Genomic DNA, 23,763 nt, shown 5'->3' with positions numbered 1-23,763 from the left:
CGGGAATAGGTGTGACTTTGGATCACTGCTTGACTTAGACAAAGTCCATTGTAGGATCGAACCTGGCTTTGGCCGCAGGACAGGACTAGTCAGTTGACGCAGGAGGCGCACGTGACGCAGGGACCGCTCACCACGGAGGCCGGGGCGCCGGTCGCCGACAACCAGAACAGCGAAACGGCGGGCGTCGGCGGACCGGTCCTCCTCCAGGACCAGCTGCTGCTGGAGAAGCTGGCCCACTTCAACCGGGAGCGCATCCCGGAGCGGGTGGTGCACGCCCGGGGCGCCGGCGCGTACGGCACGTTCACGGTGACCGCGGACGTCACGCCGTACACCCGTGCCGCGTTCCTCTCCGAGGCCGGCAAGGAGACCGAGGTCTTCCTGCGGTTCTCCACCGTGGCCGGCAACCTCGGCGCGGCGGATGCCGTCCGCGACCCGCGCGGGTTCGCGCTGAAGTTCTACACCGAGGAGGGCAACTACGACCTCGTCGGCAACAACACCCCGGTCTTCTTCATCCGGGACGCGATCAAGTTCCCGGACTTCATCCACACCCAGAAGCGCGACCCGTACACCGGCAGCCAGGAAGCCGACAACGTGTGGGACTTCTGGTCGCTGTCGCCGGAGTCGACCCACCAGGTGACCTGGCTCTTCGGCGACCGGGGCATCCCGGCGTCGTACCGGCACATGGACGGTTTCGGCTCGCACACCTACCAGTGGAGCAACGAGGCCGGCGAGGTCTTCTGGGTCAAGTACCACTTCAAGACCGACCAGGGGATCAAGACCCTCACCGCCGAGGACGCCGAGGTCCTGGCGGGCAAGGACCCCGACTCGCACCAGCGCGACCTGCGCGAGGCGATCGAGCGCGGCGAGTTCCCGAGTTGGACCGTGGGCGTGCAGATCATGCCGGCGGCGGACGCGGCGACCTACCGCTTCAACCCGTTCGACCTGACCAAGGTGTGGCCGCACGCCGACTACCCGGTCATCGAGATCGGCAAGCTGGAGCTGAACCGCAACCCGCGGAACGTCTTCGCCGAGGTCGAGCAGTCGATCTTCTCCCCGGCGCACTTCGTGCCCGGCATCGGCCCCTCGCCCGACAAGATGCTGCAGGGCCGGCTCTTCGCCTACGGCGACGCGCACCGCTACCGCGTCGGCATCAACGCCGACCACCTGCCGGTGAACCGGCCGCACGCCACCGAGGCGCGCACCCACTCCCGGGACGGCTACCTCTACGACGGCCGGCACGGCGGTGCGAAGAACTACGAGCCGAACAGCTTCGGCGGGCCGCAGCAGACCGGCCGTCCGCTGTGGCAGCCCTTCGACGGCTTCCTCGCGGGCACGGGCAGCCACCCGACGCCGGTGCACGCCGAGGACAACGACTTCGTGCAGGCGGGCAACCTCTACCGGCTGATGACCCCGGAGGAGCAGGAGCGCCTGGTCGCCAACCTGGCGGGCGCCCTCTCGAAGGTGTCGCGCGCGGACATCGTCGAGCGTGCGATCGGCAACTTCGCGAACGCCGACGCGGACTTCGGCAAGCGGCTGGAGATCGCGGTGCGGACGCTGCGCGGCTGAGCCGGCCGTCCTCGCGGCTGGGCGGGCCGGACCCACGGTGCTCCGGGTCCGGCCCGCTTCGCGTGTTCAGGGCACCGGGACGGGCGCGCGGGCCGCGGTCCAGCGGCGGACGATGTCGCGGACCGAGACGATCCCGGTCACCTCGCCGTGGTCGAGCACGATCAGGTGCCGGAAGCCGCCGCGCGCCATGGCGCCGGCCGCCTCCTCCAGCGTCCAGGTCGGCGCGGCGAAGACCACGTCGGTCGTGGTGTGGGCGTGGATGCGCTCCGCGTCCGGGTTCTGGCCCAGGCCGACGGAGTCGAGGATGTCGCGTTCGGTGAGGATGCCGATGCCGCCGGCGTCCGGGTCGAACACCACGGCGGCGCCGACCCGGCGGGCGGACATCAGGCTGGCAGCCTGGCGGAGGGTGTGCGCGGGGCCGAGGGTGAGGATCACCGTGGTCATGGCGTCACGGACGAGCATGAAGGGGCCACCTCCTAGGAATCCCGGAGAAGTCCGGGATTCACAAATTCACAAGTGGGGGTGCGCCCAGAGTGCCAGGCGGAGCACGGGCCAACAAGAGGGCGCGCGAAGCGGGTGGGGAGCGCGCCGGCCGCCCCGGTGGCTCAGTCGCGCGACCCGAGGTGTCCCAGCAGCTCGTCGTGGAGCAGGCCGTTGGAGGCCGCCGCGTTGCCGCCGTACGGGCCCGGACGCCCGTCGAGGCCGGTGAAGGTGCCGCCCGCCTCCGTGACGATGATCGCGTTGGCGGCCATGTCCCACAGGGACAGCTCCGGCTCGGCACAGAGGTCCACGGAGCCCTCCGCGACCATCATGTACGGCCAGAAGTCGCCGTACGCGCGCGTGCGCCACACCTTGCGGCCCAGGTCCAGGAAGCTGTCCAGCCGGCCCCGCTCCTCCCAGCCGGTGACCGAGGAGTAGGCGAAGGAGGCGTCCGCGAGCCTGCCGACGCGGGAGACGTGCAGGGGGGTGCCGGAGGCGAGGTCGCGGCCGGTGAAGGCGCCGTGGCCCTTCGCGGCCCACCAGCGGCGGCCGAGGGCGGGCGCGGAGACGACGCCGACGACCGGCTCGTAGCCGCCCTCCGACTCCTCGGTCAGGGCGATGAGGGTGGCCCAGACCGGGACGCCGCGGACGTAGTTCTTGGTGCCGTCGATCGGGTCGATCACCCAGCGGCGGGGCCCGGTGCCCTCGACGCCGAACTCCTCGCCGAGGACGGAGTCCCCGGGCCGGTCGCGCTGGAGCCGGCCGCGGATGAGTTCTTCCGCCGCCTTGTCCGCTTCGCTCACCGGGGTCATGTCCGGCTTGGTCTCCACTTTGAGGTCGAGGGCCTGGAAGCGGGCCGTGGTGGCGGCGTCGGCCGCGTCCGCGAGGACGTGGGCGAGGCGGAGGTCGTCGAGGTAGTCGGCCATACGGGGCACGCTACCGGCCGGGCCGGTACAGATCCACAGGGGGCGCGTCCGCGTGTGCGCCCCGCGCGGACGTACCGCAAACCGCGTGATCAGCCGCGGCACGGCGGCGGACGGGCCGGCGTTCCCCGTACTCCGCCGCACTTCCCCACGCTCCCCGCGAACCCTTGACAGTGCACACAAGCCCGTCAAATCTGGGCGCAGAGTCACTGTGGTCCAGGGAGGCGAGGATGCCCGCTGCCCGGGAACTGCTGTTGGACGCCGCCTGGGCGGCGCTGGCGCGCCGGCCGTGGTCCGCGGTGCGGATGGTCGACGTGGCCGCGTCGGCGGGAGTGTCCCGGCAGACCCTGTACAACGAGTTCGGCGGCAAGGACGGCCTGGCCCGGGCGCTGGTCCGGCGGGCGGCCGACGGCTACCTCGCGGGTGTCGAGCGGGCGCTGACCGGTCCCGCGGAGCCCTCCGACCGGCTGACCGCCACCGCCGAGTGGACGGCCGCCGCCGCCCGGGACGACGCGCTGGTCCGGGCCCTGCTCACCGGCTGCTGGCACGAGTGGCTGCCGGCCCCGCCGTTCACCGCCGCGCCCGTCGGCTCCCCGGTGCCGGCGCAGCGCCGCGCGGACTCCGCGCTGCCGGCGCCCCCCGACTTCGTACGCATCGTCCGGGACCGCGCGGCGACCGCGCTCACCGGACCCGGAGCCGCCCCGGCCGACACCGCCCGGCTGCTGCGCGCCTGCGAGCTGGTGGTCCGTCTCGCCCTGTCCTGCGTCGCGGCCCCGCCCGCGGAGGGCGGCATCGCGGACCTGGTACGGGCGGTGCTCCCGCGCGACCTGGTCCGGCCTGATCCGCACGCGAGACCCTAGTGCGTCGACCCCGACAACTGGAGCCCGATCACGCCCACGATGACCAGGCTGATGGAGACGATCTTCAGGGTGGAGACCAGGTCGCCGAGGAAGACCATGCCGTAGATCGCGGTGCCCGCCGCGCCGATCCCGGTCCACACGGCGTAGGCGGGACCGACGTCCAGCTTCCGCAGGGACAGGGTCAGCAGGCCGAAGCTGCCCAGCGCGAACGACGCGAACGCGATCGTCGGCCACAGCCGCGTGAAACCGTGCGACAGCTTCAGGCACACGGCGAAGCCGGTCTCCAGCACTCCGGCCACGATGACCAGCAGCCACGCCATGTGCGGTCCTCCCGTTGGATCCGGATCCCCGGCTCGGTGCGATTATGCACTTACCGAGCCGGCTGCCCGGCAAACACCGCCAGACTCAGTCGCCTTCCGTGCGCTCCCGCGTGGCCAGCAGCCGGCGCAGGGAGTACAGCCGCGCCGGGTCCGCGTGCCCGTCCGCCACCCACGCGTCCAGCGCGCAGTCCGGCTCGTCGTGACTGCACGCGCGCGGGCAGTCGGCCGTGCCCGGTTCGAGGTCCGGGAAGGCGTGGATCACCCGGGACGGGTCCACGTGGTGCAGGCCGAAGGAGCGTACGCCCGGGGTGTCGACGACCCAGCCGGCACCGTCCGGCAGCGGCAGCGCGAGCGCCGAGGTCGTGGTGTGCCGGCCGCGGCCCGTCACCGCGTTGACATGGCCCGTCGAACGCCGCCGGTCCGTCGGCACCAGCGCGTTGACCAGGGTCGTCTTGCCCACGCCGGAGTGCCCGACGAACGCGGTGACCCTGCCGTCCAGCTGCTCGCGCACCCGGGCCACCGCGCTGCCGTTCTCCAGCTCCTCCCGGCTGGTGACGACGTACGGGATGTCCAGGTCGCCGTACAGCTCCAGCAGCTTGTCCGGCGGGGCCAGGTCCGACTTGGTGAGCACCAGCAGCGGGGACAGTCCGCCGTCGTAGGCCGCGACCAGGCAGCGGTCGATCAGCCGGGGGCGGGGCTCCGGGTCGGCCAGGGCGGTCACCACGGCCAGCTGGTCGGCGTTGGCGACGACCACCCGCTCGTACGGATCGTCGTCGTCCGCCGTGCGGCGCAGCACCGAGGTGCGCTCCGCGATGCGGACGATCCGCGCCAGGGTGTCCTTCTGCCCGGACAGATCGCCGACCAGGGCCACCCGGTCGCCCACCACGGCCGCCTTGCGGCCCAGCTCCCGGGCCTTCATCGCCATGACCACCCGGTCGTCCACCAGGCAGGTCAGCCGGCCCCGGTCGACGGTGAGGACCATGCCCTCGGCGGCGTCCTCGTGCTTGGGCCGGATGTGTGTGCGCGGCCGGTTGCCCTTGCGGTTGGGGCGGCTGCGGATGTCGTCCTCGTCGGTGTGCTTGCCGTAGCGGCGCATGGCGTACGTTCCCTACTGCCCGAGCATCCCGGTCCACAGCTCGGGGAAGTCCGGCAGGGTCTTCGCCGTCGTCGCCACGTTCTCGATCCGCACGCCCTCCACGGCCAGGCCGATGATCGCGCCGGCGGTCGCCATGCGGTGGTCCTCGTAGGTGTGGAACACCCCGCCGTGCAGCGGGCGCGGGCGGATGTGCAGGCCGTCGGCCGTCTCCGTGACGTCACCGCCCAGCTCGTTGATCTCCTTGGTGAGCGCGGCCAGCCGGTCCGTCTCGTGCAGCCGCAGATGGGCCACGCCCCGCAGGGTGGACGGCGAGTCGGCGAGCGCGGCCACCGCGGCGATGCCCGGGGTCAGCTCGCCCACGTCGGCGAGGTCCACGTCGATGCCGTGGACCGATCCGGAACCGGTGAACACCAGTCCGGCGTCGGTGAGTTCGCAGGAGCCGCCCATCTCGGTGAAGATCTCCCGCAGCCGGTCGCCCGGCTGGGTGGTGCGGTCCGGCCAGTCCGGGACTAGTACCTTGCCGCCGGTGACCAGGGCCGCCGCCAGGAACGGCTGCGCGTTGGACAGGTCCGGCTCGATCGTCAGGTCCCGGCCGAGCAGCGCGCCCGGCGTCACCCGCCACACGTTCGGCTCGCCGCCCGCCTCCGGGGTGTCCACCTGGGCACCGACCGCGCGCAGCATGTCCACCGTCATCCGGATGTGCGGCAGCGAGGGCAGGGTGGCGCCGGTGTGCCGCACCTCGACGCCCTGGTTGAAGCGCGGGCCGGACAGCAGCAGCGCCGACACGAACTGCGAGGACGAGGAGGCGTCGACCGAGACCGGGCCGCCGTCCAGGGCGCCGCCGCCGTGCACGGTCAGCGGCAGCGCGCCCCGGCCGTCGTCGTCGATCCGGGCGCCCAGCGTGCGCAGCGCGTCGATCACCGCGCCGAGGGGACGCTCGTACGACCGCGGGTCCCCGTCGAACCGGATCGGACCGTCGGCCAGCGCGGCCACCGGCGGCAGGAACCGCATCACCGTGCCCGCGTTGCCGACGTCGACCGTGGCCGGGCCGCGCAGCCCGGTGGGCAGCACCCGCCAGGCCTCGCCGGTGCCGTCGGGCCCGACGCCCTCTTCGATCTCCACGCCCATGGCCCGCAGGGCGGCCGCCATCAGCAGGGTGTCCCGGGAGCGCAGCGGGCGGCGCAGCCAGCCTGGCTCGGAGGCCAGGGCGGCGAGGACCAGGGCGCGGTTGGTGACCGACTTGGACCCCGGCACGTGGACCGTCGCGTCGACGGCTCCGCTCGCGTGGGGGGCGGGCCAGAGGGCGGTGGAGGCGGTGTTCGGGGCCATGGGGCCACTTTATAAGGAGGGCCCGGGGTCAACCTTCCAGCAGCCAGCGTCCGCCGCCGATCAGCGAGCACAGGGACACCGCGTGGAACAGGAACAGCCACAGGCCCGCCGGTACGTGCGTCAGCCGCGACAACTGGTCCGCGTCCGAGTCCCCGGCCCCGCCCCGCGCCCGCTTGGCCTGGAGTTCGAAGCCCGGCCGGACCCCGCCGGCCAGCAGGAACCACACCACCGCGTACGCGAAGGCCGCCTGCACCCGCGGCTCCGCCAGCCAGGAGACCAGCAGGAACGCCCCGCCCGCGAGGACCACGGTCAGCACGCCGTAGGCGTTGCGGATCATCACCAGCATCGCCGCCAGCAGCGCCGTCGCCGCCCACAGCAGCAGGGTGATCCGGCCGGTGGCGAGCAGCGCGGCGCCGCCGAGGCCGAGCAGCGAGGGCGCGGTGTAGCCGGCCGCCGCCGTGAGGATCATGCCGAGCCCGTACGGCTTGCCCCGGCTGACCGTGAGCCCGCTGGTGTCCGAGTGCAGCCGGATGCCGGTGAGCCGCCGGCCGGTGAGCAGCGCGACCAGGCCGTGCCCGCCCTCGTGCGCGATGGTGACCGCGTTGCGCGCTATCCGCCACACCGGGTGCGGGACGACCACCGCCAGCGCGACGGCCAGGGTGCCCAGCACCACCCACAGGCCGGGGTCGGGCTGGGTTCCGGTGAGCCGGTCCCAGAGACCGGGCAGCGCGGGGGCGGCGAGGCTGTCCATGGTGCGAAGGGCTCCCTGTCCTGGTGCGGAATCTGGCAGTGTGGCACGTATGTGCGGACGGTATGCATCGAGTCGTGCGCCCGAGGATCTCGCGAGCATCTTCGAGGCCGAGAAGTGGGAACCCGAGGAGAGCCTCGGACCGGACTACAACGTGGCGCCGACCAAAGAGGTCTACGCCGTCCTGGACCGTCCCCTGAAAGACGCGGAATCCCCGCGTCCGGTTCGCCAGCTGCGCACCCTGAAGTGGGGCCTGGTGCCCTCCTGGGCCAAGACGCCCGAGGGCGGCGCCCGGATGATCAACGCCCGCGCGGAGACCGTGCACGAGAAGCCCGCCTACCGGCGCGCCTTCGCCACCCGCCGCTGCATCCTGCCCGCCGACGGCTACTACGAGTGGGTCACCGGTTCGCAGGAGCGCGAGCTGGAGGTCGAGGGCAGGAAGAAGCGGCCGCGCAAGCAGCCGTACTTCGTGCTGCCCGCCGACGGCTCGGTGTTCGCGATGGCCGGGCTGTACGAGTTCTGGCGCGACCGCACCCTGCCCGACGACCACCCCCGGGCCTGGTGGGTCACCTGCTCGGTGATCACCACCGAGGCCGAGCGGACCCCGCTGGCCGTCGCCCCCGCCGAGGGCCCGGGCTCCCTCGCCGACATCCACCCCCGGATGCCGCTCATGCTCACCCCCGACCGCTGGGACGCCTGGCTCGACCCCGCCCGCACCGACCCCGGCGAGCTGCGCGACCTGCTCGCGCCGCCGCCGGCCGGCCTGATGCGCGCCTACCCGGTCTCCACCGCCGTCAGCAACGTCCGCAACAACGGACCGGAACTGCTGAAGGAGCTGGAGGCACCGGAAGAGGGCACACTCTTCTGACGTGAGGACACAGATCGTCGACACGGCCGCCGGAGACGCCCGGATCACCTGGCACGAGGCGGGGCGGGCGCGGCTGGTGCTGGCCCTGGGCCACGGCGCCGGCGGCGGCGTCGAGGCGCGCGACCTGAAGGCGCTCGCCGCCATGCTGCCCGCGCACGGCGTGACCGTCGCCCTCGTCGAGCAGCCCTGGCGGGTCGCCGGCAAGAAGGTCGCGCCCGCTCCGAAGACACTGGACACCGGGTGGCGCGGTGTGTGGCCCGCGCTCGCCGGGCCCGGCCTGCCGGTGATCTCCGGCGGCCGCAGCGCGGGCGCCCGGGTCGCCTGCCGTACCGCCGCCGAGCTGGACGCGCACGCCGTGCTCGCGCTGAGCTTCCCGCTGCACCCGCCGGGCCGGCCGGAGAAGTCCCGCGCCGGGGAGCTGCTGGGCGCGGGCGTGTCCACGCTGGTCGTGCAGGGCGGGAACGACCCCTTCGGGAGACCGGCGGAGTTCCCGCCGGACGGCTTCCGGCTGCTCGAGGTGCCGTACGGCGATCACGGCTTCGCCGTGCCCCGGCGCGCCGAGCTGTCCCAGGAGGCGGCTCTGGAGATCATCACCGGGGGCGTACGGGAGTGGGTCGAGTCACTGGGGTGACCCGGGAATGCAGTGCGGCGGGGCGCTGTTGACGCCCTTAGAAGTGCCGACGGCCTCGGCATCGACGTCGTGGGAGAGGAAGTCCGCCGCATGGGTTCGACCATCTGCCCGAGCCGCCGCAGCATCAGTGACCTGGAGTGGTCGGTGCTGCACGCGGCCAAGACCGCTCCTATTCGAGCGGCGGCAGGCACGGGTCGTGTTCTATCCTCCGAAACGAGTGGGATCGGTTCCGGTCCTGCCCGAAATCTTGAGGAGGTGGGTCCGGTCACTGGGACCGACGCAGGGACCGACAACGGCCAGGCGGAGCCGCCCGAGGGCCAGGGCATCGGCGTGGGCGCGTCCGACGAGACGACCACGGAGCGCAGCGCGCGCTTCGAACGGGACGCGCTGGAATTCCTCGACCAGATGTACTCGGCCGCGCTGCGCATGACGCGCAACCCGGCCGACGCCGAGGACCTGGTGCAGGAGACGTACGCCAAGGCGTACGCGTCCTTCCACCAGTTCCGCGAGGGCACCAACCTCAAGGCGTGGCTGTACCGGATTCTCACCAACACGTTCATCAACTCGTACCGCAAGAAGCAGCGCGAACCCCAGCGCAGCGCGGCCGAGGAGATCGAGGACTGGCAGCTCGCGCGCGCCGAGTCGCACATGTCGACGGGTCTGCGCTCCGCCGAGTCGCAGGCGCTGGACCACCTGCCCGACTCGGACGTGAAGGCAGCGCTCCAGGCGATCCCCGAGGAATTCCGCATCGCCGTCTATCTCGCGGACGTCGAGGGCTTTGCCTACAAGGAGATCGCGGACATCATGGGGACACCCATCGGCACGGTGATGTCCCGGCTGCACCGGGGCCGCCGTCAGCTGCGCGGCATGCTGGAGGACTACGCACGCGAGCGCGGGCTGGTCCCGGCGGGTGCGGGAGAGTCGAACGAAGCGAAAGGCTCGGGCTCATGAGCTGCGGAGAGCCGCACGAGACGGACTGCAGTGAGGTCCTCGACCACCTGTACGAGTTCCTCGACAGCGAGGTGCCGGCCGTCGACCGCGACAAGTTCCAGCACCACTTCGAGGAATGCTCGCCGTGCCTGGAGAAGTACGGCCTGGAGCAGGCCGTGAAGAAGCTGGTGAAGCGGTGCTGCGGACACGATGACGTCCCCGCCGACCTGCGGGCCAAGGTCATGGGACGGATCGATCTGATCCGCTCCGGGCACGCCGTCCCGGACCACGACGTGACCGCGGCCCCGGCCGCTCCCCAGGAGTCCTGACACGCCGGGGCGTATCACCCGAACGTGCTAATGCTCAGGTCATAGGTCCCCCACCCGCCGCATCCCGGCCTAGGCTCCGAGCCTGGACGGGCACGGTCGGGAAGGGGCGGGATGGACAGGCTGCCGGCAAGGGCGCGCGGCTTTGTCGCCGCTGTCGCCCTGCTGAGCGTGCCGGCGGTGCTGGGCCCGCCGCGTCCGCCGGGCGGGCACCTCCCCTGGGCCGCGCTCGGTCTGCTCGCCGCGCTGTACGCGGCCTGCGAGCACGCCGTCCACCGCCGTCTCGGCGGCACCTTCTACCCCGTCCTGCTCGCCGGAGCGTTCCTGCTGCCCCCGGCGGCCGCCGCGCTCGTCCCGCTGCCCGCCGCCCTGCTCGCCCCGGTCCCGCACCGGCCGGCCCTGCCGCGCCGGGTCTGGCGGGCCGCGCGGCCCGCGCTCGCCGTGTGGGCCGCCGCCCGGGTGCACGGGGCGCTCGGCGGCCCGGAAGCCGTCGCCCGCGCCGACTTCCCCTACGCCCTGCTGCCCGCCGGCGCCGCCGTCCTCGCCTTCTGCCTGGTGCTCACCGCGCTCGACCGCGGTCTGCGCGCGGCGGCCGGACCGGTGCCGCCGCGGCGCTCCTGGCACCGCCTGCCGGCCCGCTCCCTCGCCCCGGTCGCCGTGCACGGACTGGCCGGCCTGATGATGGCCGTGCTCTGGCGCAGCCCCTACGGCCCGGTCTCCGCGCTGCTCGTGCTGCTGCCGATGTGCGTGTCCTGGTGGGTGTTCGCGCAGTACCACCGCGAACGCGCGGCCCACCAGGCCACCATCCGCGCCCTGGTCCAGGCCGTCGACATCAAGGACGGCTACACCCGCGGCCACAGCGAGCGCGTCGGACACGCCTCCGTGCTGATCGCCCGCGAACTCGGCCTGGACGACGCGCGCGTGGAGGTGCTGCGTTTCGCGGGCATCCTGCACGACGTCGGCAAGCTGGGCGTGCCCACCCGCCTGCTGCGCAAGGACGGGCCGCTCACCCCGGAGGAACGCCGGATCATCGAGCTGCATCCGGAGTACGGCCACGAGATGGTCCGCGGGATCTCCTTCCTCGGCGAGGCCCGCGCGGCCATCCTCCACCACCACGAACGGCTCGACGGCACCGGCTACCCGTACGGCCTGGCCGGCGACCGCATCCCCGAGTGCGCCCGGATCGTCGCCGTCGCGGACGCCTTCGACGCCATGACCTCCACCCGCTGCTACCGCCGGGCCCGCCCGGTCGAGGCCGCCGTCGCCGAGCTGGAGCGCTGCGCCGGGGCCCACTTCGACCCGCGCGTGGTCGGCGCGCTCGTCCGCGCCCTGGACCGGTCCGGCTGGCACCCGGCGGTCACCGCCGACGAACCGGCCCACGGCACCGCGCCCGCCGGGCACGGCCCGCACACGGGAGCGCGCCGGTGACCGTCCTGCGGCTGATCCACACCGCCGCCGCCCTGGTCGCGGCCGTTTCCCTCGCCGCCACCCTGGGGACCGGACTGGCCGACCGCGGCGACGCGCTCGCCTTCGGGGTGTTCACCGCCGTGGGCGAGCTGGCCCGGTGGAGCGACGCCGAGGGACGCCAGGCCGCGCCCCTCGGCGCCGCCGGCTCCCTGTCGTACGCCCTGCTGGGCGCCGTCGCCGGGCGGCCCAGCCAGCACGGCGCCGCCCAGGTGGTCACCGTCGCCCTCGTCGCCGCGCTGCTCGGCGCCGTCCCGCACATCTGGTCCGGCCGCGGCCCCACCGCCGACCACCTGGCCCGCCGCGTCCTCACCGTCGGCTTCGCCGCGGTCTGCTTCCAACCCCTGTACAACCAGGGCGTCTTCACCGGCTGGAGTGGTCCCGCCTACACCCTGCTGCTGTTCGTCCTGCTCGCCCTCACCTCCCTGTGCGGCACCGTCCTGGCCGCCGCGCTGGCCCACTGCCGCACCGGCTGGCCGTTCGGTCCGCTGCTGCGCGAGGAGGTGCGCGGGCTGCTCGGCATCGGCTCCGCCGTCGTCGCGACCGGCGCGGTGACGGCGCTCGCGGTCGCTGTCGCCGGGCTGTGGGCGCTGCCCGTGTTCTGCCTGCCGCTGCTGCTGGTCCAGCTCTCCGCGGGCCGGCACGCGGCCGTGCGCGCCACCTGCCGGCAGACCATCGCCTCCCTGGCCCGCGCCACCGAGATCGCCGGCTGCACCCCCGCCGGGCACGCCCGGCGGGTCGCCGCGCTCAGCCTCGCCGTCGGCCGGGACCTCGGGCTGACCGGACCGCAGCTGACCGTCCTGGAGTACGCGGCCCTGATGCACGACATCGGGCAGCTCAGCCTGGTCGACCCGGTCCCGGCCGGTGCCACCGCCGCCCTGCCCGCCGCCGAGCAGCGGCGCATCGCCCTGCTCGGCGGCGCCGTCGTCCGGCAGACCGGCGTCGACCCGGCCGTCGCCGTCGTCGTCGAGCGGCAGGCCGACCCCTGCCCGGAACAGCCGCTCGCCGCCCGCGTCGTCCGGGCCGTGAACGCCTACGAGGAGAAGAGCCGGGGCGCCGGCTGCGAGGGAGCCCTGCGCGCGCTGGAGGAGCTGCGGCTCGGCACCGCCGGGGACTACGCTCCGGAGGTCGTGGAAGCGCTCGCCCGGGTGCTGTCCCGGCCCCAGGCGGCCCGGGAGCGCCCACCGGTGCGAGGAACCGGGCTGTCTGACCCCGGGCCCGGCTGGGTAACCCATGGGTAATGAGCGCCTTTCCCGCCGTACGTGGTTGGATGCGAGGGAGAGGGTGTCCGGGGGCACAAGCCAGCCCACAGCGGGAAATGGAACTGGCAGGCGGGAATCGTGAGGATCTTCGGCAAGGGACGGCACCGGCCCTCCGCCTCCTGGCGGCAGGCCACCGACCGCGCGTTCACGCTCATCGGCGACGGCCGGTACGAGGACGCGGGCGAACTGCTGACCCGCGCCGCCGATCTGGAACCCTGGCTGTCGGAGTCCTGGTTCAACCTCGCCCTGCTGCACAAGTTCCGGCACGACTGGGAGCAGGCCCGCGCCGCCGGGCTGCGCGCGGTCGCCCTGCTCGACCGGGAGACCGGCGCACCGGACTGGTGGAACGTCGGCATCGCCGCGACCGCCCTCCAGGACTGGCCGCTGGCCCGCCGCGCCTGGCAGGCGTACGGACTGAAGGTGCCCGGCGGCGCGGCGGCCGCCGCCGAGCCGCTCGGCATGGAGCTGGGCAGCGCGGCCGTGCGGCTCTCCCCGGAAGGCGAGGCCGAGGTCGTCTGGGGCCGCCGGCTGGACCCGGCCCGGCTGGAGGTCCTGTCCATCCCGCTGCCCTCGTCCGGGCGGCGCTGGGGCGAGGTCGTGCTGCACGACGGCGTCCCGCACGGCGAGCGCACCACCTCCGCCGGGCACTCCTACCCGGTCTTCGACGAGATCGAGCTGTGGGCGCCGTCCCCCGTGCCCACCTGGGTGGTCCTGCTGGAGGCGGCCACCGAGGCGGACCGGGACGCGCTGGAACAGCTGGCCGCCGACGCCGGGTTCGCCGCGGAGGACTGGTCGTCCTCGGTGCGGCTGCTGTGCCGCACGTGCAGCGAGTCCCGGATGCCCTCCGACGAGGGCGACGGTGTGCACCTGGACCCGCACGACCACAGCGAGCCCGGACACCCCGGGCCGCTGGGGCACCGCACGGACGGGCAGCTGTGGGTGCCCGAGCGGGAGTGCGGGGTCGCCGCGCCGGCGTCGCTGGTGCGCGGTCTGCTGGACGGCTGGGTCGCCGACAGCCCGGACTCGCGGGACTGGCGGGATCTCGAAGAGGTGTGCTGAGCCCCACGTACCCTGTATCAGCAACATCTCCCCCTGTTCTTTGAGGAAGGCGTACGTCGGTCATGGCGCAGCAGGACACCGATCAGCAGCACGCGGGCGTGCTCCCCGTCGACGACGAGGGCTACGTCGTCGACACGGAGGACTGCGAGGAGCGCGAGGGGGCCTGGCGCGGGCGCGGCACCTCGCGGCCGATCACGGTCGTCGGCAACCCGGTGCTGCACAAGGAGTGCCGGGACGTCACCGAGTTCGGCGAGGAGCTCCAGCAGCTCGTCGCCGACATGTTCGCCAGCCAGCGCACCGCCGAGGGCGTGGGCCTGGCCGCCAACCAGATCGGTGTCGACCTGAAGGTCTTCGTCTACGACTGCCAGGACGACGAGGGCGTCCGGCACGTCGGCGTGGTGTGCAACCCCAAGCTGGTCGACCTGCCCGCCGACCGGCGCCGGCTCGACGACAGCAACGAGGGCTGCCTGTCCGTGCCCACGGCCTACGCGTCGCTCGCCCGCCCCGACTACGCCGAGGTGACCGGCCAGGACGAGCGGGGCAACCCGGTCAAGGTCCGGGGCACCGGCTACTTCGCGCGCTGCCTCCAGCACGAGACCGACCACCTCTACGGCTACCTGTACATCGACCGGCTCTCGAAGCGGGACCGCAAGGACGCGCTGCGGCAGATGGCCGAGAACGAACCGCGCTACCCCGTGGTCGCCAACGACTGACTGGCACCGCGCACTTGGGCGCCCGGCCGGGAACCTCCCCGGCCGGGCGCCTTCGCGTTTCGGCACCGGCCCCGGCCGGTCCGGCGCGCGCTCAGGCGGCCTGCGGGCCCCGGAACGCGCGCCGGTAGGCGTTCGGGGTGGTGCCCAGCGCCCGCAGGAACTGGTGACGCAGCGCCGCGGCCGTACCGAAGCCGGTGCGCCAGGCGATCGCGTCCATGGTCTCGTCCGTGCCCTCCAGCAGCCGCTGGGCGAGCAGCACCCGCTGGCGCAGGAGCCAGCGGTAGGGAGTGGTGCCCGTCTCCTGCCGGAAGCGCCGGGCGAAGGTGCGCGGCGCCATGTGGGCGCGGGCGGCGAGCTGTTCGACGGTGACCTCCTGGTCGAGATGGGCCTCCATCCAGGCCAGCACCTCGCCGACCGTGTCGCACGGCGCCTGCGGCAGGGGCCGCTCGATGAACTGCGCCTGCCCGCCGTCGCGGTGCGGCGGCACCACCATCCGGCGGGCGATCTTGTTGGCCACCTCCGGGCCCTGCTCCTTGCGCACGAGGTGCAGACAGGCGTCGATCCCGGCGGCGGTGCCGGCCGAGGTGATGACGGGGTCCTCGTCCACGTAGAGCACGTCCGGCTCGACCGTGAGCCGGGGGTAGCGCCGGGTGAGCTGCTCGGCGTGGTGCCAGTGCACCGCGCACCGCCGCTCGTCCAGCAGTCCCGCCGCGGCCAGCACGAACACCCCGGAGCAGACGCTGAGCACCCGGGTGCCCCGGTCCACCGCCCGCCGCAGCGCCGCCAGCAGCTCCTCCGGAAAGGCGCGCACCGCATAGGCCTCACCGGCCGGTACGGCGATCAGGTCGGCCTCCTCCAGCCGCTCCAGGCCGTGCGGCACGGACATGGTGAACCCGCCCTGGGCGCCCAGGGCGGGTCCCTCCGCCGAGACCACGGCGAAGTCGTACACCGGCAGCCCGTCGTCGCTGCGGTCGATGCCGAACACCTCGCACACGACACCCAGCTCGAAGGGGTGCACACCGTCGAGCAGGACGGCGGCCACGTTCCTCAGCATGCCCCCAGTGTGCCGCAGCGCTGGCAGGAATTCGAGGGTCTACGGCCGTACTGCCACTCCCGGTAAGGAGTGACCGGAGCGACAGTGGTGTCCATGAACGGAAACCAGATCGAAGGCCTCATCGGAATGAGCCTCACCCTCGGCATCCTGGTCCTGCTGATCCTCCCGTCCCTGTTCGGCGCGGTGCGCGACCGGCGCATCGACCGGCAGATCCGGGAGGCCCGACAGGCACGGGAGGGGAGGCGGGATCAGAAGTCCTCGTCCAGGTCGACGGTGCCCTCCACCGCGACCTGGTACGCCGACGGACGGCGCTCGAAGAAGTTCGTCAGTTCCTGAACGCCTTGCAGCTCCATGAAGGAGAACGGGTTCTCGGAGCCGTAGACCGGCGCGAAGCCGAGGCGGGTGAGGCGCTGGTCGGCGACGCACTCCAGGTACTGGCGCATGGACTCGGTGTTCATACCGGGCAGGCCGTCGCCGCACAGGTCGCGGGCGAACTGCAGCTCGGCGGTGACGGCCTCCCGCAGCATGTCGGTGACCTGCTGCTGGAGCCGGTCGTCGAAGAGGTCCGGCTCCTCCTTGCGGACGGTGTCGACCACGTCGAAGGCGAAGCTCATGTGCATCGTCTCGTCGCGGAAGACCCAGTTGGTGCCGGTGGCCAGGCCGTGCAGGAGACCGCGGCTGCGGAACCAGTAGACGTAGGCGAAGGCGCCGTAGAAGAAGAGCCCCTCGATGCAGGCGGCGAAGCAGATCAGGTTGAGCAGGAAACGGCGGCGCTCGGCCTTGGTCTCCAGCCGGTCGATCTTCTCCACCTCGTCGATCCACCGGAAGCAGAACTCGGCCTTCTCGCGGATGGAGGGGATGTTCTCGACCGCGGCGAAGGCGGCGGCGCGGTCCTCCGGATCGGGCAGGTAGGTGTCCAGGAGCGTCAGGTAGAACTGGACGTGGACGGCTTCCTCGAAGAGCTGCCGGGACAGGTAGAGGCGGGCTTCGGGGGAGTTGATGTGCTTGTAGAGCGTGAGCACGAGGTTGTTGGCGACGATGGAGTCGCCGGTCGCGAAGAAGGCGACGAGCCGGCCGATGAGGTGCTGCTCCTCGGCGGTGAGCCTGGCCAGGTCGGTGACGTCGGAGTGGAGGTCGACCTCCTCGACGGTCCAGGTGTTCTTGATGGCGTCCCGGTAGCGCTCGTAGAAGTCCGGGTAGCGCATCGGGCGCAGCGTCAGCTCGAAGCCGGGGTCGAGCAGGTGGGTGTTACGGGACATTACTGGCAGGCCTCGCAGGACTCGGGGTTTTCCAGGGAGCAGGCGACCGCATCGGTATCCGGGGCGGCCTGCGCGGGGACGGCGGGCTGCGCCTGGGCGGCGCGGGCGATGCGCGTCGCGGGACGCGAGCGCAGGTAGTACGTCGTCTTGAGCCCGGACTTCCAGGCGTACGCGTACATCGAGGAGAGCTTGCCGATGGTCGGCGTCTCCAGGAACAGGTTCAGCGACTGTGCCTGGTCCAGGAACGGGGTGCGGGCGGCGGCCATGTCGATCAGGCCGCGCTGCGGGATCTCCCAGGCCGTGCGGTACAGCGCCCGGACGTCCTCGGGGATCCAGCGGAAGTCCTGCACGGAGCCGTTGGCCTCGCGCAGCGCCTCGCGGGTGCGGGCGTCCCACACGCCCAGTTCCTTCAGGTCCCGCACCAGGTAGGAGTTGACCTGGAGGAACTCACCGGACAGGGTCTCGCGCTTGAACAGGTTGGAGACCTGCGGCTCGATGCACTCGTACACCCCCGCGATGGACGCGATGGTGGCGGTCGGCGCGATCGCCAGGAGCAGCGCGTTGCGCAGGCCGGTCCGCGCGATCCGGGCGCGCAGCGCCTCCCAGCGCTCGGGCCAGGCGAACTCGACCCCGTAGTGGTCGGGGTGCAGGACGCCCCGGGCCGTACGGGTCTTCTCCCAGGCGGGCAGCGGGCCGTTGCGCTCGGCGAGGCCGGCGGACGCCTCGTAGGCCGCGAGCATGATCCGCTCGGCGATCCGGGTGGAGAGCTGCCTGGCCTCCGCGGAGTCGAAGGGCAGCCGCAGCTGGAAGAAGACGTCCTGGAGACCCATCGCGCCGAGGCCCACCGGCCGCCACCTGGCGTTGGAGCGGCCCGCCTGCTCGGTCGGGTAGAAGTTGATGTCGACCACGCGGTCCAGGAAGGTCACGGCCGTGCGGACGGTGTCGTCCAGCCGCTCCCAGTCGATGTCCCCGTCGCGCACGAAGGCGCCCAGGTTCACCGACCCCAGGTTGCAGACGGCGGTCTCGCCGTCGTCGGTGACCTCCAGGATCTCCGTGCACAGGTTGGAGGAGTGGACGACGTGGCCGGGCTCGGCGGTCTGGTTGGCGGTGCGGTTGGCGGCGTCCTTGAAGGTCATCCAGCCGTTGCCGGTCTGCGCCAGGGTCCGCATCATCCGGCCGTACAGCTCCCGCGCCGGCAGCGTCTTCCTGGCCAGGCCGGCGGCCTCGGCCCGGCGGTAGGCGGCGTCGAACTCCTCGCCCCACAGATCCACCAGCTCGGGCACGTCCGCCGGGGAGAACAGCGACCAGGACGCGTCGGCGGCGACCCGGCGCATGAACTCGTCCGGCACCCAGTGGGCCAGATTGAGGTTGTGCGTACGGCGGGCGTCCTCACCGGTGTTGTCCCGCAGCTCCAGGAACTCCTCGAGGTCGGAGTGCCAGGTCTCCAGGTAGACCGCCGCCGCGCCCTTGCGCCGGCCGCCCTGGTTCACCGCGGCGACCGAGGCGTCCAGGGTCTTCAGGAACGGCACGATGCCGTTGGAGTGCCCGTTCGTGCCCCGGATCAGCGAACCGCGCGAGCGGACGCGGGAGTACGACAGGCCGATGCCGCCGGCGTGCTTCGACAGCCGGGCCACCTGGTGGTAGCGGTCGTAGATGGAGTCCAGCTCGTCCAGCGGGGAGTCCAGCAGATAGCAGGACGACATCTGGGGGTGGCGGGTGCCGGAGTTGAACAGGGTGGGGGAGGAGGGCAGGTAGTCCAGGCGGCTCATCAGCCGGTAGAGCGAGGCGACCTCGTCCATGGAGCGGACCGTGTCGTCCTCGGCCAGACCGCTCGCCACCCGCAGCATGAAGTGCTGGGGCGTCTCGATCACCTTGCGGGTGATCGGGTGGCGCAGCAGGTAGCGGCTGTGCAGGGTGCGCAGGCCGAAGTAGCCGAAGCGGTCGTCGGCGCCGTCCGCCACGGCGTCACCGGCCAGCGCGTCCAGCCGCCCGGCGTGCAGCCGGACGAAGTCCGCCGTGCGGTCGGCGATCAGGCCCTCGCGGTGCCCGACCGCGACGGACTCGGTGAAGGACGTCACCCCCTGCGAGGCGGCCTCGTCCCGGATCGCCAGCGTCAGCAGCCGGGCGGCCAGCCGGGAGTAGGCGGGGTCCTCGGCGATCAGGCCGGCGGCGGCCTCCGTCGCCAGCTCGCGCAGCTCCGCCTCGTCGGCCCGCGCGGACCGGCCGCGCAGCGCGGCGGCGGCGACCCGGCCGGGGTCGGCGTCGGGCAGATCGGCGGTCAGCTCGGTCAGGGTCCGCAGCAGAGCGGCACCGGGACCGTCGGTCTCCGGTGCGCTGACCGGAGCCGGGTCGGCTGGCGCGATGGTCACGTGGGGATCTCCCTCGCTCGGCACGGGGCCAGGCGGAGGGCAGGAGACGACCACGAGCACGCACGGCGCGCCGCGTCCCCCGGCCCACTCCACGAGGCCCGGACGTCGGAACACACCCGGGCCGGACGGCCGGGTGGGCTGACGGCAGGCGCTCGGACTCGACAGGCGCGCGGACGCGCCGGCACACCGTTGCGGGACAGTTCCGGATTCGCACCGGATTCCCCTGCGGCGACAGCGAGGACGAGCATACATCTAGTGCCGGGCTGTCCTCGCACCCCCAGATGTTGTGTCGCCGTGCCCGAGGATCCTCCGGACACGGGCGCCGGTGCCCCGCGCCCGCCCGGCCCGGGTGCCCGCCGGCGCCCGGCCCCGGGCCGCGCGGCCGGCCGCGGGCGCCCCGGTCCCGGCCGCTCCGCCGAGTCCGCCGCAGGGTACGGCGACGGGCCGCCGGAAGCCTCGCTTCCGGCGGCCCGTCGCGGGTGCTACCCGGTGCCGTCCGCGCCCTTCAGGGCCTGTCTCAGTGACTGGCCCCTGCCGTCGCGGGCGGCAGCTCCACCTGGACACCGGGGTCGCCGGAGTCCGCCGTGTAGTCCTCCGGCCTGGTCTCGTCGATGCCCTCGGGGGCCTTCACGGCCTTCAGGACGACCGTCAGGACCACGGTGACCAGGACGTTCAGCGCGAACGCCGTCATGCCGATGTAGCCGATCTCGCCGATGCCGGGGATCTCCTTGGCGTTGCCGCCGAAGTGCTTCTGCGTCGGCGAGGCGATGCCGTACGCGGCGACCGTGCCGTACACCATGCCGACCGCCCAGCCGGCCAGCAGCGCCCAGCGGTGGAACCAGCGGGTGAACAGGCCGCCGACCAGGGCCGGGAACGTCTGCAGGATCCAGATGCCGCCCAGGAGCTGGAAGTTGATGGCGACGGTCTTGTCCATGGTGAGGACGAAGATCAGGGCGCCGACCTTCACCAGCAGCGAGACCAGCTTGGAGACCTTGGTCTCCTGCGCCGGTGTCGCGTCCGGCTTGATGAAGTCCTTGTAGATGTTGCGGGTGAAGAGGTTGGCCGCCGCGATGGACATGATCGCCGCCGGGACCAGCGCGCCGATACCGATCGCCGCGAACGCCACGCCCGTGAACCAGTCCGGGAACATGTCCTCGAACAGCTGCGGGATGGCCAACTGCCCGTTGTCGACCTTCACTCCGGCCGCGATCGCCATGAAGCCCAGCAGGGCCAGCAGGCCGAGCATCAGGGAGTACAGCGGCAGGATCGTGGTGTTGCGGCGGATCACCTCACGGCTCTTGGACGACAGGGTCGCGGTGATCGAGTGCGGGTACATGAACAGCGCGAGCGCGGAGCCGAGGGCCAGCGTGGCATACGTCCACTGGCCCGCCTCGGCCGGCGCGAGCGCCCCGCGCGGTTTGTGGGTGACCGGGTTGACCTGGCTGAACGCGTGCCCGGCCTTGGCGAAGATGTCGTCGAACCCGCCCAGCTTGATGGGGATGTAGATGATCGCCACCGCGATGACGAGGTAGATCAGCCCGTCCTTGACGAACGCGATCAGCGCGGGCGCGCGCAGACCGGAGGAGTAGGTGTAGGCCGCCAGCACACCGAAGGCGATGAGCAGCGGCAGGTCCTTCACGAACCAGTTGGTGTCCTCGCCGCCGCCGACGCCCATCACGTCCAGCACCGCCTGGATGCCGACGAGCTGGAGCGCGATGTACGGCATCGTCGCCAGGATGCCGGTCACCGCCACCGCCAGCGACAGCCCCTTCGAGCCGAACCGGCCGCGCACGAAGTCGGAGGTGGTGACGTATCCGTGGCGGTGCGAGACCGACCACAGGCGGGGCAGGAAGGTGAAGATCAGCGGGTACACCAGGATCGTGTACGGCACCGCGAAGAAGCCCGACGCGCCCGCCGCGTAGATCGCCGCCGGTACGGCGACGAAGGTGTACGCCGTGTACAGGTCGCCGCCGAGCAGGAACCAGGTGATCCAGGTGCCGAAGGACCGTCCGCCCAGGCCCCATTCGTCCAGGGAGTGCTCGTTCTCGGCCCGGCGCCAGCGCGCGGCCAGGAAGCCCAGGACCGTGACGGCCAGGAAGAAGAAGATGAAGACGCCGAGCGCGACGCCGTTGACGCCGTCCTTCACCGTCCGGCACCGCCCCTCGTGGTCGCGCGGGCCTGCTGGTCACGCTGCCAGAGCTTGTACGCCAGCATGGTCAGCGCGGTGGAGATCAGCACCCAGAGCATCTGGTACCAGTAGAAGAACGGCACCCCGATGAACGTGGGGTCCACCTTGGCGTAGGAGCCGACCCACAGCATCGCCACGAAGGGCGCCACGAGACACACGGCGATGATCACCCTGACCGGTGTCACCACCGGTGGTCTCACTTCAGGTGTTTCGGACATCCACGGCTCCGTCCCCTCGCTGATCACCTGTGCAATGAGCAGGCAATCTAGGTGACGGAATCGGGACGGCGGAAGCCCTCGTCCGCATATCGGTATACCGATTCAGCGAACGCATCCGGACGTTATCGTGCCGTTACTCCACCGGCCGCTTCAGCCGGGCCACGAACTTGTACCGGTCCCCGCGGTACACCGACCGCACCCACTCCACCGGCTTGCCCTCGAGGTCCAGCGAGTGACGGGACAGCATCAGCATCGGCAGGCCCACGTCGGTGCCGAGCAGCCCGGCCTCGCGCGGTGTGGCCAGGGAGGTCTCGATGGTCTCCTCGGCCTCGGCGAGGTGGACGCCGTAGACCTCGGCGAGCGCGGTGTACAGCGAGGTGTACTTCACCAGCGAGCGCCTGAGGGCCGGGAAACGCTTGGCCGACAGATGGGTGGTCTCGATCGCCATCGGCTCGGCGTTGGCCATGCGCAGCCGCTCGATGCGCAGCACCCGGCCGCCCGCGGTGATGTCGAGCAGCTCGGCGAGCCGGTCGTCGGCGGTGACGTACCCGATGTCCAGCAGCTGCGAGGTCGGCTCCAGGCCCTGCGCCCGCATGTCCTCGGTGTAGGAGGTGAGCTGCAGCGCCTGGGAGACCTTGGGCTTGGCCACGAAGGTGCCCTTGCCCTGGATGCGTTCGAGCCGGCCCTCCACGACCAGCTCCTGCAGGGCCTGGCGGACCGTGGTGCGGGACGTGTCGAACTCGGCCGCCAGCGTGCGCTCCGGCGGGACCGGCGTGCCCGGCACCTGCGTCTCGGTCATGTCGAGCAGATGCTTCTTCAAGCGGTAGTACTTGGGCACGCGCGCGGTACGGGTGGTGCCGGTCTCGTTTTCCGCACTGCTGACGTCGGTGCTCATGCTCCGCCTTCCCGGCTCCCAATGCCGACAGCGGCCGACATCCCATCGGCCACGGCTCACATCGTGGCACGGGTTGCCGCGTCAGCACTCCACCCGCACGCTCGGTGATCCCCTCTATATACCGTCGCACCAGCTCTTGGTCTAGTCCATCGGGGCGGACGGGGCAGACGCGGACGGCGGGTGCGGGGGAGGGGAGGAGGAGTAGAGGGGGAAGGAGGGCTGGGGGCCCGGGATGGCCCGGGAGGGCAGCGAGGGCCGGGAGGGGAGCGTGGGCCGCGCTCCCCGGTTCCGCCCCCGCCGGCCTCGGCCCCGCGGCGGCTCCGGACTGATCCGGCATGATCCAAGCGAGGGTTCCTAGATCCCCTGCCACTCCGGCTTGTTGGCGTAGGTGTGCCGGAAGTAGTCGGCCAGCTTCAGCTTGGACGCCGCGGCCTCGTCGACGACCACCGTGGCGTGGGGGTGGAGCTGGAGCGCGGAGGCCGGGCAGACCGCGGCGACCGGGCCCTCGACGGTCGCGGCGACCGCGTCCGCCTTGCCCTCGCCGGTCGCCAGCAGCACCAGATGCCGGGCCTCCAGGATCGTGCCGATGCCCTGGGTGATGACGTGGTGCGGGACCTGCTCGATGTCGCCCTCGAAGAAGCGGGCGTTGTCGACGCGGGTCTGCTCGGTCAGCGTCTTGATCCGGGTGCGCGAGGCGAGCGAGGAGCAGGGCTCGTTGAACCCGATGTGCCCGTCGGTCCCGATGCCGAGCAGTTGCAGGTCGACCCCGCCGGCCTCGGCGAGCGCGCGGTCGTACGCCTCGCACGCCGCCTGGACGTCCTCGGCCGTGCCGTCCGGACCCATGAACGCGTCCATCCCGATGCCGAGCGGTTCCAGCACCTCACGGCGCAGCACCGAACGGTAGGACTCGGGATGGTCCGCGGGGAGCCCCACGTACTCGTCGAGCTGGGCGATCCGCGCGTGCGAGGGGTCCGCGGCGCCGGCGCGCACCTTCGCGGCCAGCGCCTCGTAGACGGGCAGCGGGGTGGAGCCGGTGGCCACGCCGAGCAGGGCGCCGGGCTTGCGTCGCAGCAGCTGGGCCATGGCCTCGGCGATCAGCTCGCCACCCGCCGCGGCGTCCGGAACGATGACAACTTCCACGCTGGGCCTGCCGTTCTTCAGTGGGCTCGTGCGTCTATGTGGTTTAGACCAATCTAACAGAATCG

General features: G+C 72.4%; 23 protein-coding genes and 1 riboswitch. Of the genes, 10 read left to right on the top strand and 13 right to left on the bottom strand.

Annotation, left to right across the window (positions count from 1 at the left end):
• Window positions 1–111: 111 nt before the first annotated feature.
• On the top strand, window positions 112–1,566 hold the full coding sequence (locus tag ACH4OA_RS28455; RefSeq protein ID WP_397940249.1) for a catalase: 1,455 nt from the start codon (window positions 112–114) through the stop codon (window positions 1,564–1,566).
• 66 nt (window positions 1,567–1,632) lie between these two features.
• On the opposite strand, the gene ACH4OA_RS28450 is transcribed toward ACH4OA_RS28455, so the two are convergent.
• Window positions 1,633–2,028 carry a cyclic nucleotide-binding/CBS domain-containing protein gene (locus tag ACH4OA_RS28450; RefSeq protein ID WP_397971862.1) on the bottom strand — a complete coding sequence of 132 codons (396 nt, stop codon included), beginning with the start codon at window positions 2,026–2,028 and terminating at the stop codon, window positions 1,633–1,635.
• Window positions 2,029–2,171: 143 nt separating this feature from the next.
• Window positions 2,172–2,972, bottom strand: coding sequence for a histidinol-phosphatase (gene hisN / locus ACH4OA_RS28445; protein WP_397971860.1), 801 nt, complete (start codon window positions 2,970–2,972; stop codon window positions 2,172–2,174).
• A gap of 227 nt (window positions 2,973–3,199) precedes the next feature.
• On the opposite strand from hisN, the gene ACH4OA_RS28440 reads away from it, so the two are divergent.
• Window positions 3,200–3,829, top strand: coding sequence for a TetR/AcrR family transcriptional regulator (locus ACH4OA_RS28440; RefSeq protein WP_397948546.1), 630 nt, complete (start codon window positions 3,200–3,202; stop codon window positions 3,827–3,829).
• On the opposite strand, the gene ACH4OA_RS28435 is transcribed toward ACH4OA_RS28440, so the two are convergent.
• From ACH4OA_RS28435 to ACH4OA_RS28420, 4 genes are all read right to left on the bottom strand, one after another.
• Window positions 3,826–4,149 carry a multidrug efflux SMR transporter gene (locus ACH4OA_RS28435; protein ID WP_365875337.1) on the bottom strand — a complete coding sequence of 108 codons (324 nt, stop codon included), beginning with the start codon at window positions 4,147–4,149 and terminating at the stop codon, window positions 3,826–3,828. The genes ACH4OA_RS28440 and ACH4OA_RS28435 overlap by 4 nt on opposite strands.
• A gap of 85 nt (window positions 4,150–4,234) precedes the next feature.
• Entirely contained in the window at window positions 4,235–5,245 is a 1,011-nt protein-coding gene (rsgA, locus tag ACH4OA_RS28430; protein WP_397940241.1) for a ribosome small subunit-dependent GTPase A, read from the bottom strand.
• A 12-nt stretch (window positions 5,246–5,257) separates the two neighbouring features.
• The gene (aroA, locus tag ACH4OA_RS28425) at window positions 5,258–6,574 is read right to left on the bottom strand and encodes a 3-phosphoshikimate 1-carboxyvinyltransferase (protein ID WP_365876393.1); all 1,317 of its coding nucleotides are present in this window, start codon (window positions 6,572–6,574) and stop codon (window positions 5,258–5,260) included.
• A gap of 28 nt (window positions 6,575–6,602) precedes the next feature.
• Window positions 6,603–7,325 carry a M50 family metallopeptidase gene (locus tag ACH4OA_RS28420; RefSeq protein ID WP_365876395.1) on the bottom strand — a complete coding sequence of 241 codons (723 nt, stop codon included), beginning with the start codon at window positions 7,323–7,325 and terminating at the stop codon, window positions 6,603–6,605.
• A 49-nt stretch (window positions 7,326–7,374) separates the two neighbouring features.
• Here ACH4OA_RS28420 and ACH4OA_RS28415 point away from each other — a divergent pair, with 49 nt between their 5' ends.
• From ACH4OA_RS28415 to def, 8 genes are all read left to right on the top strand, one after another.
• On the top strand, window positions 7,375–8,190 hold the full coding sequence (locus ACH4OA_RS28415) for an SOS response-associated peptidase (protein WP_397940238.1): 816 nt from the start codon (window positions 7,375–7,377) through the stop codon (window positions 8,188–8,190).
• Window position 8,191: 1 nt separating this feature from the next.
• The gene (locus tag ACH4OA_RS28410) at window positions 8,192–8,821 is read left to right on the top strand and encodes an alpha/beta family hydrolase (RefSeq protein WP_397971856.1); all 630 of its coding nucleotides are present in this window, start codon (window positions 8,192–8,194) and stop codon (window positions 8,819–8,821) included.
• Window positions 8,822–9,076: 255 nt separating this feature from the next.
• Entirely contained in the window at window positions 9,077–9,772 is a 696-nt protein-coding gene (locus tag ACH4OA_RS28405) for a sigma-70 family RNA polymerase sigma factor (RefSeq protein WP_365876401.1), read from the top strand.
• On the top strand, window positions 9,769–10,080 hold the full coding sequence (rsrA, locus tag ACH4OA_RS28400) for a mycothiol system anti-sigma-R factor (RefSeq protein WP_397940234.1): 312 nt from the start codon (window positions 9,769–9,771) through the stop codon (window positions 10,078–10,080). Before ACH4OA_RS28405 ends, rsrA begins: the two co-directional genes overlap by 4 nt.
• Window positions 10,081–10,191: 111 nt before the next feature.
• Entirely contained in the window at window positions 10,192–11,505 is a 1,314-nt protein-coding gene (locus ACH4OA_RS28395) for an HD-GYP domain-containing protein (RefSeq protein ID WP_397971854.1), read from the top strand.
• Window positions 11,502–12,782: an HD-GYP domain-containing protein gene (locus ACH4OA_RS28390; RefSeq protein ID WP_397971851.1), complete on the top strand. Its 1,281-nt coding sequence runs from the start codon at window positions 11,502–11,504 to the stop codon at window positions 12,780–12,782. The genes ACH4OA_RS28395 and ACH4OA_RS28390 overlap by 4 nt, the downstream gene beginning before the upstream one ends.
• Window positions 12,783–12,881: 99 nt before the next feature.
• A complete protein-coding gene (locus ACH4OA_RS28385) occupies window positions 12,882–13,862 on the top strand; it encodes a tetratricopeptide repeat protein (RefSeq protein ID WP_397940228.1) in 981 nt (326 codons plus the stop codon).
• 62 nt (window positions 13,863–13,924) lie between these two features.
• Window positions 13,925–14,575 carry a peptide deformylase gene (def, locus tag ACH4OA_RS28380; RefSeq protein ID WP_397971849.1) on the top strand — a complete coding sequence of 217 codons (651 nt, stop codon included), beginning with the start codon at window positions 13,925–13,927 and terminating at the stop codon, window positions 14,573–14,575.
• A 91-nt stretch (window positions 14,576–14,666) separates the two neighbouring features.
• Here the strand turns inward: def and ACH4OA_RS28375 are convergent, their stop codons facing one another.
• The 7 genes from ACH4OA_RS28375 to nagB all read right to left on the bottom strand — a co-directional run bounded on the left by ACH4OA_RS28375 (window position 14,667) and on the right by nagB (window position 23,698).
• A complete protein-coding gene (locus tag ACH4OA_RS28375) occupies window positions 14,667–15,629 on the bottom strand; it encodes a helix-turn-helix domain-containing protein (RefSeq protein WP_365942129.1) in 963 nt (320 codons plus the stop codon).
• A gap of 248 nt (window positions 15,630–15,877) precedes the next feature.
• A complete protein-coding gene (locus ACH4OA_RS28370) occupies window positions 15,878–16,888 on the bottom strand; it encodes a ribonucleotide-diphosphate reductase subunit beta (protein WP_365873074.1) in 1,011 nt (336 codons plus the stop codon).
• Entirely contained in the window at window positions 16,888–19,257 is a 2,370-nt protein-coding gene (locus ACH4OA_RS28365) for a ribonucleoside-diphosphate reductase subunit alpha (protein ID WP_397971845.1), read from the bottom strand. Before ACH4OA_RS28365 ends, ACH4OA_RS28370 begins: the two co-directional genes overlap by 1 nt.
• 146 nt (window positions 19,258–19,403) lie before the next feature.
• Window positions 19,404–19,518, bottom strand: a riboswitch (cobalamin riboswitch).
• Window positions 19,519–19,774: 256 nt separating this feature from the next.
• Window positions 19,775–21,403 carry a monocarboxylate uptake permease MctP gene (gene mctP, locus ACH4OA_RS28360; protein ID WP_365883511.1) on the bottom strand — a complete coding sequence of 543 codons (1,629 nt, stop codon included), beginning with the start codon at window positions 21,401–21,403 and terminating at the stop codon, window positions 19,775–19,777.
• Entirely contained in the window at window positions 21,400–21,663 is a 264-nt protein-coding gene (locus ACH4OA_RS28355; protein WP_365883512.1) for a DUF3311 domain-containing protein, read from the bottom strand. The genes mctP and ACH4OA_RS28355 overlap by 4 nt, the downstream gene beginning before the upstream one ends.
• Before the next feature lie 133 nt (window positions 21,664–21,796).
• Window positions 21,797–22,558, bottom strand: a complete 762-nt coding sequence (locus tag ACH4OA_RS28350; RefSeq protein ID WP_397940224.1) for a GntR family transcriptional regulator — start codon at window positions 22,556–22,558, stop codon at window positions 21,797–21,799.
• 354 nt (window positions 22,559–22,912) lie between these two features.
• Window positions 22,913–23,698, bottom strand: a complete 786-nt coding sequence (gene nagB, locus ACH4OA_RS28345; RefSeq protein ID WP_397940223.1) for a glucosamine-6-phosphate deaminase — start codon at window positions 23,696–23,698, stop codon at window positions 22,913–22,915.
• Window positions 23,699–23,763: the final 65 nt, after the last annotated feature.

The sequence above is a fragment of the Streptomyces sp. NPDC017095 genome, assembly GCF_044332325.1.
Taxonomy (GTDB): domain Bacteria; phylum Actinomycetota; class Actinomycetes; order Streptomycetales; family Streptomycetaceae; genus Streptomyces.
The sequence above is the reverse complement of the archived record's forward strand: the minus strand, read 5'-3'. Positions and strand labels throughout refer to the sequence as shown.